12 protein-coding genes are annotated in these 19,248 nt (G+C 36.7%); 11 read left to right on the forward strand and 1 reads right to left on the reverse strand.

The window, feature by feature from the left end; genetic code table 11:
• Window positions 1-9 precede the first annotated feature (9 nt).
• The 11 genes from JL102_RS08860 to JL102_RS08910 all read left to right on the forward strand — a co-directional run bounded on the left by JL102_RS08860 (window position 10) and on the right by JL102_RS08910 (window position 17,222).
• Complete coding sequence (locus JL102_RS08860; protein WP_202244029.1) at window positions 10-1,413, forward strand: tetratricopeptide repeat protein; 1,404 nt, start codon at window positions 10-12, stop codon at window positions 1,411-1,413.
• The gene (locus JL102_RS08865) at window positions 1,413-2,186 is read left to right on the forward strand and encodes a phosphosulfolactate synthase (protein ID WP_202244030.1); all 774 of its coding nucleotides are present in this window, start codon (window positions 1,413-1,415) and stop codon (window positions 2,184-2,186) included. Before JL102_RS08860 ends, JL102_RS08865 begins: the two co-directional genes overlap by 1 nt.
• 12 nt (window positions 2,187-2,198) lie before the next feature.
• Complete coding sequence (locus JL102_RS08870) at window positions 2,199-3,140, forward strand: DUF368 domain-containing protein (RefSeq protein ID WP_202244031.1); 942 nt, start codon at window positions 2,199-2,201, stop codon at window positions 3,138-3,140.
• The gene (locus JL102_RS08875) at window positions 3,140-3,880 is read left to right on the forward strand and encodes a shikimate dehydrogenase family protein (RefSeq protein ID WP_202244032.1); all 741 of its coding nucleotides are present in this window, start codon (window positions 3,140-3,142) and stop codon (window positions 3,878-3,880) included. The genes JL102_RS08870 and JL102_RS08875 overlap by 1 nt, the downstream gene beginning before the upstream one ends.
• 289 nt (window positions 3,881-4,169) lie before the next feature.
• Window positions 4,170-10,283, forward strand: coding sequence for a type I polyketide synthase (locus JL102_RS08880; RefSeq protein ID WP_202244033.1), 6,114 nt, complete (start codon window positions 4,170-4,172; stop codon window positions 10,281-10,283).
• Between the two features lie 11 nt (window positions 10,284-10,294).
• Window positions 10,295-10,726: a lipocalin-like domain-containing protein gene (locus JL102_RS08885; protein WP_202244034.1), complete on the forward strand. Its 432-nt coding sequence runs from the start codon at window positions 10,295-10,297 to the stop codon at window positions 10,724-10,726.
• A gap of 269 nt (window positions 10,727-10,995) precedes the next feature.
• On the forward strand, window positions 10,996-11,403 hold the full coding sequence (locus JL102_RS08890) for a hypothetical protein (RefSeq protein ID WP_202244035.1): 408 nt from the start codon (window positions 10,996-10,998) through the stop codon (window positions 11,401-11,403).
• A 182-nt stretch (window positions 11,404-11,585) separates the two neighbouring features.
• Window positions 11,586-13,613, forward strand: coding sequence for an excinuclease ABC subunit UvrB (uvrB, locus tag JL102_RS08895; protein WP_202244036.1), 2,028 nt, complete (start codon window positions 11,586-11,588; stop codon window positions 13,611-13,613).
• A gap of 10 nt (window positions 13,614-13,623) precedes the next feature.
• A complete protein-coding gene (locus JL102_RS08900) occupies window positions 13,624-15,060 on the forward strand; it encodes a trypsin-like peptidase domain-containing protein (RefSeq protein WP_202244037.1) in 1,437 nt (478 codons plus the stop codon).
• A 69-nt stretch (window positions 15,061-15,129) separates the two neighbouring features.
• Entirely contained in the window at window positions 15,130-16,677 is a 1,548-nt protein-coding gene (amaB, locus tag JL102_RS08905) for an L-piperidine-6-carboxylate dehydrogenase (RefSeq protein WP_202244038.1), read from the forward strand.
• Between the two features lie 128 nt (window positions 16,678-16,805).
• Window positions 16,806-17,222, forward strand: a complete 417-nt coding sequence (locus JL102_RS08910; protein ID WP_202244039.1) for a response regulator — start codon at window positions 16,806-16,808, stop codon at window positions 17,220-17,222.
• Between the two features lie 87 nt (window positions 17,223-17,309).
• Here JL102_RS08910 and JL102_RS08915 read toward each other — a convergent pair whose 3' ends face one another.
• On the reverse strand, window positions 17,310-18,758 hold the full coding sequence (locus JL102_RS08915) for a hypothetical protein (protein ID WP_202244040.1): 1,449 nt from the start codon (window positions 18,756-18,758) through the stop codon (window positions 17,310-17,312).
• Between the last annotated feature and the right edge of the window lie 490 nt (window positions 18,759-19,248).

Below are 19,248 nucleotides of genomic sequence, written 5' to 3' on the forward strand. Positions count from 1 at the left end.
GGAGATTGAATGGCTGAAAACTTTAAGAAAAAAGAAGAAAACGAACTCGTAAAAAGGTTCGAAGATCATATAAAAAACAGAGCTAATTATTTTTTTGAACTCGAAGGGTTTGAACAGATAATAGGTATCTACTTGGATAGAGGACAATATAAAAAAGCCCTTACAGCGGTTAATATTGCAGCTGATCAGTATCCATTCTCTACAGAATTACTCATCACTAAGGCTCAAATACTATCTAATCTAGAAGAATACAATGAGGCTTTAGAATTACTGGATAAAGCAGAATCATTCCAGCCTAATGATGCTGAAATATACTTTCTACAAGGATCAATATTTTCTTTGAGGGCAGACTATGATGCCGCTATAGAAGCCTATCTCAAAGCACTTCCTTTCACTGAAGAGCGAGATGAAGTTTTTTATAGTATAGGACTGGCTCATCAAAGCAAAGAAGAATACTTAGAGGCTATCAAAGCCTACAAAACGGCCATTGAGGAAAACATCCTGCATGATGGAGCCCTCTATGAGTTAGCTTATTGCCTTGACCTTTGTGGTGAATTGGAGAGTAGTATTTCGTACTATAAAAAATTTATAGACGCTGACCCTTACTCTCAAGCTGCCTGGTATAACCTGGGCATAGTATATAACAAGCTTGGAGAATATGAAAATGCAATAGGAGCCTACGAATATGCTGTAGTTATTGAAGAAAATTTCTCTTCAGCATACTTTAACATGGGAAATACCTACCTACAAATGGAGAAATTTCCTAAAGCACTAGATGCATATATAAAAACTCTTGATATAGAAGGACCTAGCCCCGAAGTATATTGTCAAATAGCCATTGTTTATGAAAACATGGAGCAATATGAGTTAGGTCTAAAATACTTTCAAAAAGCTACAAAATTAGATAATCTATACGATGAAGCATGGTTTGGTGCAGGAAAATGCCTGTTCCAACAAGAAAAGTGGTATCAATCCTTGCATTTCTACAATAAAGCACTGAAACTTGACCACGAAAATGCAGAGTACTGGAAGGCTGTGGCACAAACAGAATATAATATAGGCAATATAGTATCTAGCATAGATGCTTATGAAGAAGCAAGTATGCTCACTCCTGATGACAAAGAAATCTGGATGGACTGGTCCTATATTTATTACGAGCAAGGAGAATATGAAAAAGCAATTGAACTCATTTTAAGTGGCCTAGAAGAGGCTCCAGACGCCCCTGAGTATTTTTACAGGCTTACCGCTTATCTAATAAGTGCCGGAAAATATAAAGAAGCCTTTAATTATCTAGAAAATGCCTTAATTTTGGACTTTGATATGCATGAAGTTCTTCTTGAGTTTTTCCCTCGGTTAGAAACTCAAAAAGCATTGTATAAAATCATTAACCAATTTAGAAAAGAAAATTCATAATGAATTATACTTTGAAAAACGTTCCTGAGCGCACTATTAAGCCCAGGCAATATGGCTTTACTATGGCCATGGACAAAGGTCTAAGCATAAGAGAAGCAGAAGATTTTATTAGCATCTGCGGTGATTATGTAGATATTGTGAAATTTGGCTGGGCCACGTCCTATGTAACTCCAAATCTTAAAGAAAAAATCAAGGTCTATCACGATGCTGGTATTCCTGTATATTTTGGAGGAACCTTATTTGAAGCTTTTATCACAAGAGGTCAATTTGATGACTACAGAAAAGTGCTGGATAAATATGATTTACAGTACGCAGAAGTGTCAGATGGTTCTATTGAGTTAGATCATGATAAAAAGTGTGATTACATTCATAAGCTTTCTGAGCAAGTCACAGTACTTTCTGAAGTTGGCTCCAAGGATGAAGAAAAAATCATTCCTCCATATCAGTGGATTAAACTGATGCAGGAAGAACTAGATGCAGGAGCATGGAAGGTTATCGGTGAAGCAAGAGAAAGTGGAAATGTAGGCCTATTTAGATCTACAGGAGAAGTAAGATCCGGTTTGGTTCAGGAAATTTTAACAAAAATACCATTTGAAAAAATCATTTGGGAAGCTCCACAAAAAGCACAGCAAGTGTGGTTCATTAAGCTTTTAGGCTCTAATGTTAACCTTGGAAACATAGCTCCAAATGAAATAATACCACTAGAAACAATCAGGTTGGGATTAAGGGGAGATACATTTAATCATTTTCTTTCATTACAGAATAACCTATAATTCCGACATCTAATGAGCAAATATAAAAAGAGCTTACTCATATACCTTAAAGGTTTAGGTATGGGTGGAGCTGACGTAGTACCGGGTGTATCAGGTGGTACTATTGCATTTATAACAGGTATCTATGAAGAATTACTAGACTCTATTAAAGCTGTAGATCTTGATGCCTTTAAATTATTGCTCAAGTTTAAAATAAAAGAGTTTTGGAAAAAGATTAATGGCAACTTCTTGTTGCCACTTTTTCTGGGCATTATCACCAGTTTAGCTACTCTTTCAAAAATCATTTTGTACCTCCTGGATAATCACCCCATTCCAATATGGTCATTTTTCTTTGGTTTAATTATCATCTCTGCAATTTTAGTATTAAGAGAAGTAAAAGAGTGGAAAGCTGGTGTATTTGTATCGCTTATTTTAGGTGTAATTATCGCTTATTTTATAACTGGAGCTACACCTGCCGACACGCCTACTGATGCATGGTTCATATTTATATCAGGCGCTATTGCTATTTGTGCTATGATTTTACCAGGTATATCTGGTTCCTTTATCCTTTTAGTTTTAGGCAAATATGAGTACATATTTAAAGCACTTAGCAATTTAGACGTTGTAACTATTCTAATTTTTGCAGCAGGTTGTGTTACTGGCTTGCTTTCTTTTGTAAGAGTTATTTCGTGGTTATTAAAAAAATATCACAATCTAGCTATTGCCTTATTAGCCGGCTTTATGCTAGGCTCGCTTAACAAAGTATGGCCATGGAAAATACCCACTGCTTACAGAGTAAATCATCATGGAGAGCAAGTGGTATCTTTCACCAAAAATGTGCTTCCTACTGAGTACTTGGAGCATTTCAACAAAGACCCTCAAATTTTGATATCCATAGTCTTCTTAGCGGTAGGTATTCTTTTGGTGGTTTTGATTGAAAAAATAGCAAACTACAAAGTAAAGCCAGCTAAATAATGGTTGAATTTGGTCTGATAGGTAAAAAGCTCTCTCATTCCTTTTCCAAGGATTACTTTTCTAAAAAATTCATGAAACTAGGTCTAAGTAATTATACTTATGAGCTTTTTCCTTTGGCAGATATTAGCCAGTTGACCAATTTGATTAAAGATCACTCAGAGCTAAAAGGTCTCAATGTAACTATACCATACAAGCAAGAGATTCTTCCATACTTAAATTCCGTTGACCCAACCGCAGAGGCAGTAGGAGCGGTAAATGTGGTAAAAATAGAAAGAGGAGAACTTATTGGCTATAACTCTGATTTTCTAGGCTTTAAACAATCTTTAGAACAATGGCTCCCTGGCAAGCATAAATTTAAAGCTCTGATTTTAGGTACAGGTGGGGCTAGCAAAGCTGTAGCTGCAGCTCTTCAATCAATGGATATTCCTTTTCAATATGTATCTAGAACAAACTCTGCTACAGCTATAAGCTACAATACTCTTAAGCTAAATAGTGATTATATTAAAGGGTTCAATCTAATTATCAATACAACTCCCTTAGGCATGTCGCCTAATACCGAAGAATATCCAGATATACCTTACAGCGAACTCACCGCGAACCATTTTCTTTATGATCTAATATATAATCCTGAAGAAACTCAATTTTTACTTCATGGTAAAACCATGGGATGCAACACTAAGAATGGATTGGAAATGCTGCATATTCAAGCTGAAAAATCTTGGGAGATCTGGAATTCGTAACTATAAGTTGCTCTCCTAATCACCTCAATCACAGCTAAGCTAATCATTTGATAATCAAAGAATTTATCTTTTCAATAGTTATTACTTCGATTATATTTTGTAACCAATTTATGTGATAATATCCTCCATACAACTCTTTATGGGAGATCAATAGCCAACTCTACACGCCTATCTAAAATCATTTAAAATACGCATTTATATTACCTAAGTAGGTTATGGGATTAACTAATTATAACTTTTTATACCAAAACCTATAATTTCATAGATGGAAAATTAATTACCATCGACGATGATACCAGGGAGAAGTGAAAATGTGGGGAAATGTGTAAAACCGATTGCCATTGTTGGACTTTCATGCAGATTTCCTAAAGCACATAACTTGCAAGAGTTTTGGAATATGCTAGAAAAAGGAATTGACGCAGTAGAAAAAATTCCAATTAGCCGCTGGGATATTGAAGAATATTACGATCCAGATAAGTCCGTTCCTGATAAGACTCACCAAAGGCATGCTGCCATGCTGGAAGATCTGGATAAATTCGACCCATTCTTTTTTAACATTTCTCCTGCCGAGGCTGCTGAAATGACGCCTTCTCAAAAGCTCATGATGGAGCTCACTTGGGAATGCATAGAAAACAGCAACATACCTTATAACCAACTTGCAGGTCAAAAAATAGGGGTATATGTAGGCAATATTTGGAGTGATTTTGAACATCTTAGAAAACATAAAAATGCAGAAGTATCCTCCCACTCTGCAATGGGGCAATCTGCAAATATTATTGCTAACCGCATTTCATATTTCTTTGGTTTCAAGGGTCCTAGCCTAGTAGTAGATACCGGCTGCTCATCTTCTTTAGTAGCTTTGCATCTATCATGTCAGGCGCTATGGGATAACAGCATCAGCCATGCCATTGTTGGAGGCGTTAATCACACACTGGATCCTGATCAAAACATTCTACTATCTAAGTTTGGAGGACTTTCTTCTAAAGGTAGCTGTAGCACCTTTGACGCTGCTGCAGATGGTTTTGTAAGAGGTGAAGGAGGAGGGATTATCTTATTAAAAAGACTTGAAGATGCGGAAAGAGACGGTGATCATATCTTTGCAGTAATAAGAGGTAGTGCTATGAATAATAACGGGTTTAATGAAAACTTACCCGCTACCAGCACTGCCGGACAAAAAGAAGTTTTGGCAGATGCATACAAAAACTCAGGTATAGCTCCTGAAGAAGTTCATTATGTAGAAGCACACGGAACTGGCACTAAACTAGGTGACCCTACTGAGTGCAGAGCACTAGGAGAGTTTTTCGGTAAACATCGAAAAGCCCCTCTTCATATTGGTTCAGTTAAAACAAATATTGGACATCTTGAGGGGGCAGCTGGTATGGCTGGCTTGATAAAAACCATTCTAGCTATCAACAAAAGAAAGCTGCCTAAAAACCTTCACTTTAATACCCCCAATCCTAATATCGATTTTGAAAATCTTAAGCTCAAAGTTCAGGATGAATTAACTGATTGGCCTGCACCTTTCACGGAAAGCTTAAAAGCCGGCGTTAATTCCTTTGGATGGGGAGGCACTAATGCCCATACCGTAATAGAAGAATATACCCCAAAAGCATGTAGCATCAGTTTAGAAAAGTATGATCATGCAAAATATCTATTGCCGCTATCTGCCAGGTCTGAACAGGCTTTCTTTAAAAATATAGAAAACACTCTGCATTACCTTAGGACTCAGGTTAATGGCGTTTCTTATCAGTTTAAAAACATATGTAAGCTAGCCGGTACTAAAAGGCAACATTTTGAATACCGAACCACTTTTTCTGCCGCCAATAAAGATGAGATGATTGAGCAAATGAGCTCATTTTTAACCTCCAATAAACAGTGGTCCGCCGCTATCCCTACATCAGAAAAAGATAAAATGGTTTTTGTTTTTCCTGGTCAAGGCTCTCAATGGCTCGGAATGGGTAAGCAGCTTTTTGAAACCGAACCAGTCTTTGCGAAGACAATACTCGCTTGCAATGAAGAGTGGAATAAATATACTGACTGGTCACTTGTAGATCAGTTATTTGCGACTGAAGATAATACGAGATTAGCTGAAATAGATGTAATACAACCTCTTCTATCAGCCGTGCAGATAGGCTTAGGAAAGCTATGGCTCTCCCTTGGTCTCATGCCTGATGCTGTAGTAGGCCACAGTATGGGAGAAGTAGCTGCTGCATATATTTCAGGAGCAATATCTTTAAACGAGGCCGCGCAGATAATCTGCACCAGAAGCAAACTCATGAAAACCGTAAGCGGTAAGGGAGGGGCAATGGCTGTAACAGAGCTTACCGTAGAACAAGCGGAAAAACTTATTGTCCAATACCCATCTGTATCCATTGCGGTAAATAATAGCCCTAAATCAACAGTAATAGCTGGGAATGAGCTGGCCATTGAAGAGATTATAGAGGTTTTAGATAATGAGGGGAAATTTGCCAAACGCGTGAAAGTAGATGTAGCTTCACACTCATCTCAAATGGATCCGCTAAAAACGGCTTTAAAAGATAGCCTTACTATACAGCCTACTAACAGTCAGATCACTTTATACTCTACCGTTAAGAACCAGCAGCTTGCAGGAACTGAACTCACAGAAGAATACTGGGCTGACAACCTGAGAGAAAGCGTAAAATTTGCATCTGTTATGGAGCAACTTATTCAGGATGGCTATAAAACGTTCATTGAGGTCAGTCCTCATCCTGTACTTATCACCTCAATGCAAGAGTGCCTGGAAGCGAATCAGCAAAAAGGGATAATCACATATTCTCTTTATAGAGATAAGCCTGAGCTGGATGAAATTTATAATAACCTCACCAATCTCTTTGAAAATGGAGGCTACATACGATGGGACAAGCTATATAAAAATGTAAACTCCTACCACACATTACTTCCTAACTATGCCTTTGACAGAGCTAACTACTCTCTTACAGAACGAATACTTATTGATAAGAATAAAAATGGTCACCCTTGGATAGGGAGAGAAATAAAATTAGCTAACCTTCCTGAAATTCATTTTTGGGAAGCTCATATCAATATCAACCAGTTTCCATTCCTAAAAGACCATCAGGTAAATAATGTAATAGTACTTCCTGGGGCCAGCTATGTAGAAATGCTCTTGGCAGCACTAACTGAATTCTCCGGGTCTAACCACTGCGAAATAGTTAACCTGGAATTTAAAAATACAGTAACCTTCCAAAACAATGAATCCGTAAAAATTCAACTAAAAATACACGACGAAGATAACGGACTGTCATCCTTTAAGTTTTACCATGAAAGTCAGGATCAATGGATTTTAACTGCACAGGGTCAATACCACATTAAAGATGAAGTAAGAAGTTACAATCTGGAAAAGTTTAAGTCGGTAGCCGGAGAAATAATAGAAGGAGCAACCTACTACGAAAATCTACAAAAAATAGGCCTTCAGTATGGTCCATTATTTCAGGGTATTTCTCAAATAATAATCGATAATGAAAACATTAAAACAACCGTAAAAGTGGACTCCAGACTGGCTGGAATGATAAAGAAATATCACTTTCACCCAGCCATTATGGACAGTTGTTTTCAGGCCATATTTGCCAACTCTTCACAAAATAACAATGATGATTACCGAACTACCTACCTTACTAAAATCGGTAATATTGAAGTATTTAATGACATTCCTTCTAACTCAGAACTACAAGTCAATGTAAAAATACACCCTCAAAATTCTGAAGATCAACATAGCGAAATCGTAGCCGATTTATTTATTTATGATCAAAATGGAAATGCTCTACTCAAAGCCGACAAAGTATGTGGCAAGATATTAACCATTTCAGATTTTCATCAGGAAGATTCAGAGTGGTTTTATCAGATCAACTGGCTTAAAACAGAGCTGATCAAAAAACAGTCTACCCCAGCCAAGAAAAACTGCCTCATTATTACAGACGCCTATACCACGGCACACCAGCTAGCTAATAAACTGATTAAAAATGGACACTCTGTAGATATTATCTGTAGCAAGATTGATCACCATGTCATTTCAGGAGTAAAGGCTCACAGGGTTAGTTTTGCAGATCCAGAACACTTAAAAAGCTCTATCCTCCAGCTAAATATGCATGACAAAGATGATGTCATCTTCTTTTTCAATAAAGAGCTTCGTCATGAGAAATTTCAAGTAAAAACAGAATCAGCTTTTCATTTGATTACGGCTCTAAAGGCAATAAATGAACTTCACCTGAAGCAATACCCTAAGCTTACGCTGGTCACTAATGGAGGCAAACCAATAGAAAGCTCAATGATAAACGTAGAGCATGCCCCCCTCATTGGACTGGGTAGAGTAATTGCTAATGAGCTCCCGCAATTTGAAACACAACAGATTGACCTTAGCTTGCACGCTAATAATGTAGAAATAGATGCCCTGGTAAATCTTTTACAGAACAAATTGGCGAAAGAGCCTGAGGTAGCCATCAGAAATAATAGCACTTACGTAGCTAGATTAGAAAGGACTAAACCTGATGTGTTTAAAATTAAAAACACCACCTTTAGCAGCGAAGGTTATTATTTCATAACCGGATATAATGGTATAGCTTTCAGACTCGTAGAATGGATATATGAGAAAGGAGCAAGAAATTTTGTATTGGCCAGTAGAAGCGGCAAGGTAGATGAGTATGTAAAAGAAAAAATAGACTCGCTATCTTCTCGTGGTGCTGTTTTTGATATAATTACCTGTGATGTATCTGAGTACTTTTCACTTAAAAGCATATTTGAAACCAAGTTTAAGAAAAATAATCTAAAAGGCATTATTCATGCAGCCGGACTCATCAATGCCTCTCCCCTTGTTGAGTTAGATAGTGCTGAATACTCCAATATTCTAGCTCCAAAAGTAACAGGTGGTTGGAACTTGCACCTTCTTTCTCAAAATTATGACCTGGACATCTTCCTTCTCTTCTCGTCAGCTTCTTCAATGATCGGACTCAGCGGCCAGGCCAGCTATGTCGCGGCCAATGCTTTTTTAGATTCTCTGGCGCAATATAGAGCCATGTTAGGGCAAACAGCTATTGCGGTAAACTGGGGAGTGATGAATGACACAGGCATGGTTGCTAACGCTCAAGATATGGCCAAATACGCTGAAGCAGAAGGCTTCATTCCTACTTCTATGCAGGAGGCTGTTAACGCCTTAGAGCATATCATTTTTCAGAAGCCTACGAATATTGGCATATTTAAAATTAAACCTGAACAAACTGCTGAATTTTTCCCTGCATTAGGTGCCAGTAACTATTTTAGCAATCTACTAAAAAAGCAAGAACAAAACGGAAATGGTCAGAACCTACTCCAAACTCTGGAATTATTACCAGACAAAGAAGAGAAATTATTAGCATTAGAAAACCATCTTAAACAGCTAACCTCGCAAATAATAAAAACCACGGCAGACAAGCTCTCTGCCGACATGAGGTTCAAAAGTCTAGGAATTGACTCAATAATGGCTGTGCAGTTAAGAAATAAGCTAGAGAAAGACCTCTCGCTCAAGCTTTCTGTAACCAATATCTGGGAGTATCCTACTATTGCGGAATATGCTGACTTCCTACTTAACAGAGTGATGCCAAAAGAAGAATCAGGCACGGTTATAAGCAATCCTAAAGAGTCTATACCTAAAGGCATAATTATACCAAAAAAGGCCCCTGAAGCTAAATTCCGAGTAATATGTATTCATGATGCTGGAGGTAGCGCGTCTCTATTTCATGGTTGGGAATCACTCCTTGCGGAAGAATTAGAACTAATTATAGTAGAATTACCAGGTAGAGGAAAGCAGCTATCGCAAAAACCTTTTAATGATATACAAATAGCTGTTAACAAAATCATGCTCGACCTGCAAGGGTATCTGAATAAACCTTACATTATATTCGGCCATAGCATGGGAGGCCTAATAGCCTTTGAACTTATGCGCTTACTGAGAAACAAAAAACTTAACCTTCCTCAGCAGCTTTTTGTAAGCAGCACTCCTCAACTGGCAGTATATGAAAAAGAATACCTCAACCCGAGGCAGGATACGGATCAACTTATGCTTTCTTTTCCCCATTTAAAACCAGAAAACACACCAGATCCTGAACTTCGAAAAGTATTAATAAACTTATTGAGAAACGACCTACACTTAATAGATAGCTTCAGCTACCAGTTTGAGCCTCCATTTGATTTGCCTATCACAGCAATTCATGGTGTACAGGATAACACTGTCACTCATGCTCAAATTCAAAACTGGAAAAATGAAACAACCAAAACATTTAAGTTAATACAGAGAAAAGGAGGGCATCACTATCTACACTATGACAGTGAATTTGTAACCCACCTGATCAACTCAGAGGTCTCTCAGTTTATAAAAATTTTAAGCAACAGGTAAGTTAAAAGTAAATGACAGAAAAAATAATAGGTACATGGAAGCTAGAATCCTGGTATTATGAAGATGAAAATGGGCAAAAGATAGATTATTTCGGAAAATCACCCGAAGGAATACTTATTTATGATAAAGTAGGCTATATGAGTGTTCATATTATAAAACACGACCGCCAACTATTTAAACTTAATGGCATGTACGAAGGTACATCAGAGGAATTAAACTCAGCCTTTAAAAGCTATTTTGGATATTACGGAAGATATTATTCTGATGAAACAGGAACCTTGACTCATGTAGTAGAAGGAAGCGCTTTTCCTAACTGGAAAGGGAATGTGGAAAAAAGATATGCAAGAATTGAAGAAAACAAGCTAATCATATACACCCAGCCTATAGAAACCGAAAAAGGAAAAATTATATTTTTTATCGTCTGGGAAAGATGTAAGAAATAAATGAAATCAATAATTTTTAATTAATAACAATAACCAATGTCTAAACATATAAAAACATCTTATTACAACCCTTAAATCTACAATTGAAACGCAATTGGCCAAAATATGCAACTCACCGATTAATGGAGATGTCAATATTTTCAATTTTGAAATAAATAATGCATTTTTTTTATTTCATCATGCAAATATTATAAACGAGCATATTGATTATTTTTTTAACATATAAAAATGAAAATTAGACAAATCATTAACTTATAAACAAGAAGGAAATGGACAGGGAAATTTTATTAAAGCAGTCAAATCTGGAAGTTAGTTATGACACAACCAATAAAATCATGTATTGTACGTGGCTTGGTTTTCAAAACAAAGAGAAAATCATCAACAGTGGAGAAAAGATTATTGAACTTTTAAAAAGTACAAAGTGTGGTAAAGTTTTAAATGATAACACCAGCGTATCTGGTCCATGGCAAGATGCTGCAGAGTGGACTGCTAAAACTTGGTTTCCTCAAATGGAAAAAGCAGGACTCAAATATTTTGCTTGGGTATTTTCTCCCAATATCTTTGCTGAGCTTTCTGCTCAGAAGGCAAAACCAGAATCTGAAATAGTAAGTACATTTCACTCAGTTTACGACGCTGAACAATGGCTGAAATCAAATCAAGTTATATATAATGACTAATTAAAACAACCTTAGATACAGATTCCCAAAACTGTACATCTATAAAATCCGATGGCACCTAAAGTCATCGGATTTTTTTCATATTCACCTCAAGGCTTAAAGCAGTGTTAATTCCAAACATTTTTAATCCTAGCCGTATTATTAGGTAGCAGTTGTTTAGATTTGAATAGAACGATTAGCTTATGCAGTTTAAAATTTCGAGTGAATACGAACCTACAGGAGATCAGCCAAAGGCAATTGAGGAATTAGCTTCAAGTATAGAAAATGGAGAGACCTTTCAAACACTACTAGGGGCTACGGGTACAGGGAAAACCTTCACCATGGCCAATGTGATAGCTAAAGTTAACAGACCTACTCTAATTCTTTGCCATAATAAAACCTTGGCAGCTCAGCTATATGGAGAGTTTAAGCGATTCTTTCCTGAAAATGCGGTAGAGTATTTCATATCTTACTATGATTATTATCAACCGGAAGCGTTTATCCCTTCTTCCAATGTATATATTGAAAAAGACCTTTCTATAAATGAAGAAATAGAAAAGCTACGGCTAAGCGCCACCTCTTCGCTGCTTACAGGGCGCAGAGACATTATTGTAGTAGCATCTGTTTCTTGTATCTACGGTATTGGAAATCCTGAAGAGTTTGGCAGAAACATCATCAAACTAAAAGTTGGTGAAAGCATTCCTAGAAACAAGTTACTATTTTCTTTAGTAGACATTCTTTACAGCAGAACTGAAGGTGAATTCAAACGAGGAAACTTCAGAGTAAAAGGAGACACAGTGGATATTTTTGTGGCTTATGGAGACTTCGCCTACCGCATTATGTTTTGGGGTGATGAAATTGAATCTATCCAACAAGTAGATCCATTCAGTGGTAAAACCATCGCTAATGAAACAAGTATCACTATTTTTCCTGCCAATCTTTTTGTAACCGGCAAAGAGCTTTTACATCAAGTTATTCACGAGATACAGGATGATATGGTATCTCAAGTAGAGCATTTTCAAATTGAACAAAGGCACCTAGAAGCCAAAAGACTGCAAGAGCGTACTGAATTCGACATTGAGATGATGCGAGAACTTGGATATTGCTCGGGTATAGAAAATTATTCAAGGTATTTTGACAGACGAACACCTGGAGCTCGCCCGTTCTGTCTTTTAGATTATTTTCCTGATGATTACCTGATGTTTATAGATGAAAGTCATGTAACTGTACCTCAAGTAAGAGCTATGTGGGGTGGAGACCGTGCAAGAAAAGTAAACCTGGTAGATTTTGGCTTTAGACTTCCTGCTGCCCTAGATAACAGGCCTCTTACATTCAATGAATTTGAGGGCATGCTTAACCAAGTGGTGTATGTAAGTGCAACTCCTGCTGAGTATGAGCTAAGAAAATCAGAGGGTGTAGTAGTAGAACAAATTATACGACCTACAGGATTATTAGATCCAAAAATCGATGTTAGACCAAGCCTTAATCAAATAGACGATCTGCTTGAAGAAGTAGATGAACGCATTAAAAAAGAAGAAAGAACGCTAGTCACTACCCTTACCAAACGGATGGCTGAAGAGCTTACTAAGTTTTTAGAAAGAGCTGGCGTAAAATGTAGATACATTCATAGTGAAGTAGACACTTTGGACCGGGTAGAAATTCTTCGGGAACTAAGACTGGGGGTATTTGATGTTCTGGTAGGTGTAAACCTACTTAGAGAGGGACTTGACCTTCCTGAAGTATCTCTGGTAGCTATATTAGATGCTGACAAAGAAGGTTTTTTAAGAAACCAAAGATCATTGATACAAACAATAGGTAGAGCAGCCCGGAATGTAAACGGCATGGTGATCATGTATGCAGACTCTATAACGCCATCAATGCAAGCGTCTATTGATGAAACCAATAGACGTAGGAGCATTCAAATGGCATACAATGAAGAGCACGGCATTACTCCTCAAAATATTGTTCGTTCCAAAGATTCTATATTGCAGCAAACTAATGTAGCTGATAAGAACAAAAAGCATAAAAAATACTACACTGGTGAAGAAGCCCCATCAGTAGCGGCCGATCCGGTAGTAGAATATATGGGTAAAAATGAGCTTGAAAAACTCATTACTAAAACACAGAAAAACATGGAAAAAGCAGCCAAGGAGCTGGACTTCATGGAGGCGGCCAAACTGAGAGATGAGTTGATGGAGTTAAAAAAACTTTTGAGCGAAAAAGAGAACTAACCGATTATATATGAACAAGCGTAGTTTTTTCCTAGGAATGTTCCTGTCTTCCATATTTGGAGGACTTATAGCAGCTTTTGTCATTTTCATTTACCTGGAAAGAACTCCTCAAAAAACATATAGTTCAATCTCAGAAAGGCAAAACCGCATAAGCCTATCCTCAAGAAAAGATACTTCCTACATAGTACCCCAAGGCCTTGATTTTATCTCTGCCGCTCAGGAAGTGACTTCTGGAGTAGTTCACATCAGAGCCATTTATTCCTCGGGAAAGTATAGTCTTAACCCTTTAGAAGGTTATTTTGGAGGGCCATCTCAGTCATCAGGCTCGGGCGTTATTGTGTCTGATGATGGTTACATTGTGACTAACAATCATGTAATAGAGGATGCCAGCCAAATAGAAGTAGTGCTTAATGACAACCGAACATACCTAGCTAAAGTAATAGGTACTGATCCTACTACAGATTTGGCACTCATAAAAATTGCTGAAAGACGGTTAAACTTTGTAGAATATGGCAATTCTGATGATGTAAAAACTGGAGAATGGGTATTAGCAATAGGCAATCCATTTGACCTCAACTCTACCGTAACCGCCGGTATTGTAAGTGCAAAAGCAAGGAATATCGGCATATTAAGAGATAAAAATAATCTACAAATAGAATCTTTCATACAAACGGATGCTGCCGTAAATCCCGGCAATAGTGGTGGGGCTCTCGTCAACCTGAAGGGTAAACTGATAGGTATCAATACTGCCATTGCTACCCCTACAGGCAACTACACAGGCTATTCATTTGCAGTTCCGGTATCCTTAGTACAAAAGGTAATAGATGATTTACTGGAATATGGAGAAGTACAAAGAGCATTGCTAGGTATTAGAATCGGCGACATGAACTCTAGAATAGCTGAAGCAGAAAATCTGAATGTATATAATGGAGTTTATATTAGTAATGTAAACAAAAACAGTGCTGCTGAAAAAGCAGGCTTACTAGCCGGAGATGTTATAATAGCTATAGATAATACCCCTATAAACAATGTTTCTGAGCTACAAGAGATGGTGGCACGCAACAGACCTGGTAATAAAATAAAGGTTACTTATATAAGAGGAGGACAGCAAAGTAGTACAGAAGCTACTCTTCAGAATACAGCCGGAAACACAGAAATTATCACAAAAACCTTCGATGAACAAATAGAAGGAGCCTATTTTCAAAACCTAACAGAAACTGATGGAAACAAAAACCAACCTATTAAAGGGGTAAAAATCATCGAACTCAATGATGGAAAATGGAAAGAAGCAGGCATCAAAAAAGGTTTTATCATTACTTCTATTGACAAAACCTCTATTGAAAATATAAAGGACCTAAATAGGGTGCTTACTAATAAACAGGGTGGGATTCTAGTAGAAGGCATTTACCCTGATCAATCTAAAGGGGTATATGGTGTAGAGTGGTAAAAGTCATTCTTTCTATACATAAATTGCCCCTAAAGCTCATTTTTTTAGTTTTGTAATAAAAGAAATCTCATGAATATAACAGCATCAGGCATTCAAGAATCACTTGAAGCACTAAACATACAAACGAATAATAAAGGAGCTTCTACAGGCTCTCAATGGCTCACAGGAAGCGGTGAATCTATAGAATCATATTCACCGGTAGACGGTTCACTCATAGCCAATGTGGAGGCATCATCACCTGAAGCCTATGAAAGTGTTGTGAAACAGGCTGCTAAAGCATTTGAGCAGTGGAGAATCACCCCTGCACCGAAAAGAGGTGAAATTGTTCGCCAAATTGGGGACAAGCTAAGATTACACAAAGCCGATTTGGGAAAACTCGTTTCTTTTGAAATGGGAAAATCTTACCAGGAAGGACTTGGCGAAGTACAAGAAATGATAGATATCTGTGACTTTGCCGTGGGCCTAAGTCGTCAGTTGCATGGTTTTACTATGCACTCGGAGCGCCCGAGCCATAGAATGTATGAGCAGTATCATCCTCTTGGCATTGTAGGCATTATATCTGCCTTTAACTTTCCAGTAGCAGTATGGTCATGGAACACCATGTTAGCCTGGGTTTGCGGAGATGTCTGTATATGGAAACCTTCTGAAAAAACTCCTCTTTGTGGTATAGCCTGTCAAAATATAGTAGCAGAAGTTTTTAAAGAAAATGATGTTCCTGAAGGAGTTTCATGCTTACTCAATGGCGACGCAAAAATTGGTGAGCTCATCTCTAATGATAGTCGTATTCCATTGGTATCCGCTACAGGATCAACCAGAATGGGAAAAAAAGTGAGCGCAGCAGTAGGTGCAAGACTAGGAAAAGCACTTTTAGAACTAGGAGGCAACAATGCTATGATCATCACTGAAAATGCTGACCTGAAAATAGCTATTACGGGAGCCCTTTTTGGTGCCGTAGGTACATGTGGACAAAGATGTACCTCTACACGCAGACTAATCATCCATGAAAGTATATACGATCAGGTACAAGAAAAGCTCGTTAACGCTTATAGCCAACTTAAAATAGGTAATCCTCTTGATGAAAAGAACCATGTAGGCCCGCTTATAGATACTGATGCAGTAAAAATGTACACAGAAGCCATTCAGCAAATCAAAGATCAGGGAGGAAATATATTAGTAGAAGGAGGCACGTTAACAGGAGAAGAATACTCTTCTGGCTGCTATGTGAAACCTGTAGTAGCTGAGGTAGAAAATGATATGACTATAGTGCAGCAAGAGACCTTCGCTCCTATTTTATATCTCATAAAATACAAAACTTTCGACGAGGCCCTAGCCATGCAAAATGGAGTAGCTCAAGGCTTATCTTCTGCAGTTATGACTAACAATATGAGAGAAGCAGAGCTCTTCCTTTCCCATGCCGGATCTGATTGTGGTATTGCTAATGTTAACATTGGTACCTCAGGAGCAGAAATAGGTGGAGCCTTTGGTGGTGAAAAAGAAACTGGCGGAGGCAGAGAGTCTGGCTCAGATGCATGGAAGGTATATATGAGAAGACAGACTAACACTATTAACTATGGCTCTGAGCTACCCCTGGCACAAGGGATCAAATTTGATCTCTAAAACCTATATTCTATATCTGAAATAAAAAATATATTAAAAGCAGCAGTAATATACCCTTTTATCTTGTATTGATAATTTTGTAATTACTGTTGTATGAATTATATTTAAATATACATTAAATCAACTTCATGTCTGAGAACGAAAAAAAATACATTTCAGTAATGTTAATCGACGATAATGAGATAGATAATCTTATTAATCAAAAGATGATTGAGGCAGCAGATATTTCTAAATATATTTATACTCACACTGGTGCTAAAAGTGCAATTGAATTTTTAAAAAACATTGAAAAGGTAGAGGAAATCTCTGCTAATGTTTTACCCGATGTGATCTTTCTGGATATCGATATGCCTCTTATGGATGGTTTCCAATTCTTAGATGAGTTTGAAAAACTTTCCGAAGAAACCAGAAACAAATGTAAAATTGTGATGCTCACTTCCTCTATCAACCCGCAGGATGTGAATAAGTCCAAAAAGTACAGCTACGTAAAGCAATATATCAATAAGCCTTTGTCTCAGGAAAACCTTGAGAAACTCAATATTTAGAGAAGCTTACTTGATGAAGAAAAAATAAAGGCTGATTAAAACATTTTAATCAGCCTTTATTTCACATTAGTTAATGTGAAATATGTATTATGGCTGTGTGCTCAACCTATTGATAAAATCGTCATCTAACCTAATAAGGGCAGTAGGAGAAAAATGATCAATTTTCACACTCTCTGTTTTTTCTATTAAAGACTTGATTTTATCTACCTTATTTCTTTTTATATCACTGATAGACACTTTCATAATCTTTGATAAAAGAAGAATATGTTCACAATTCTCTTTACCAAGTAGCCTTATTTGTCTTTGAATACTATTAATTAACTGGTTAAAAAGATCATAATCATTCATAAGACAATATTGTAAAGCAAGTACTATCTTAATTTCAAGCTGCATAAAAGGAAACTTTTTAAGGCTTATCTCATTCAGCAAATTGTTAATCCATTTACTAGCTTCATCATATTTCTCTACATAATAGCATGAGATGGCTCTATACATGGTATAAGTAACGTAAGTAGGTACATCTTGCTTATCAATTTCAAAATCATGAAAAATACCTTCATTCTCTTCATATACTTTTCTCACATTACCTATTCTAATATGGCGCTCCATTTTGGTAGATAAAAACTGCGCCGGATAGGTATATAAAGTATAATTAGTTAGCAAGTTGCTAGCAGCATCATTTACTTCTTCATAAAATCTCTCAGCTTTTCTAAACACTCTGTAATGTGTATAGTATTCGAATTTCAAAAATTCAAATACCAGATTGAGATGATAATATATTGAGTCGAGCTGATAAGAATTGAAAATCTTCTGTACATTCTCCAGAATATCTTCTATTGGCTCGTTATCTTCATCCATAGAATCTTGCTGATCTACAAATAGACGATGAAAAATAACCATACAGCTGTAATAAACATATAATCTATGAGATTCATAAAGAACGCTCACGTTATACATTTCTTTTAGCAACAGCGTAAGGCCCAGTTTATCTGTCTCGTCTCCTGATAAAGAATAATTACCATACTTTTTAAAGTACTCTGCTAACAAATCCTCAGATTTATCCACTGCCAGCATATAAGCCACATGGCGGTTATACAACTGGGAGTAGCTATAATAATCAGGGGAATTAATATGCAGCTTTTTCAGAGATTTATAAACAATGGTAAGCTCATTAGAAAGATCGTAATCTAAAAGCTCCTTTTCTAACTTTTTCAGGGTAGCTACAGCAATGGCTCTTTTCTTAGTAAAGATTATCTCATTAATATTAGCCACCTTCTTAAGAATGTCCGTTCTGGGACTTTCCATTTGCTGAAGCAGATATTCCTCTATCTTTTGATTCAGACGAGACCTTAAAGTGTAATACGCATTGGTATTCACCTCAAGCTCCATCATTATCTTGGTATCAGAAAGCTGACGCTCACGCATTGCCTGAATCAGATAAGCTGATTTATCCGCATTACTTTCTAGTAACGAATCATGTATAGCCTTATAATCCCTATTTGAAAGTTGTTTAATAATGTTCTTCAGCTTGGCCATAGACTCTAATTATTTCAAAAAATTTATGTTATCAATATTAAAAGAAATATGCAAGCCTTACAACTTACATATAATATGAAAAAGTTACTAAATATATTGCTTAGTTACATTATAGGCACCATATAATTTGATATTCTTATTAACATTGCTCATCAAAGTAAGCGAAAAAATACAACCCAAGATGTAAGATTTACTCACCATCAATTCGAAAAAAACAAAATAAGTATTAACTATTAGCGTGAGTGATGAAAAAAAATAGACGCAATGCTAAAATTTAAGACAATAAGACTATTTATTTGTTATTATTAGCCTCTGTAATACAATTTAATTAAACCCTACACAAAAACATACAACGTAACAAATCAGCAATGTATTACCGCCGGCTTATAAAATTAGAAAAATACATTACAACCTGAGATCATTGCCTATCACGCTAATGAAATAATTTTATGAAGGAGAATAAACATTAACCTTACTTAGTAAATAGAAT

This window comes from Fulvivirga sediminis (genome assembly GCF_016757215.1).
Classification (GTDB): Bacteria; Bacteroidota; Bacteroidia; order Cytophagales; family Cyclobacteriaceae; genus Fulvivirga; species Fulvivirga sediminis.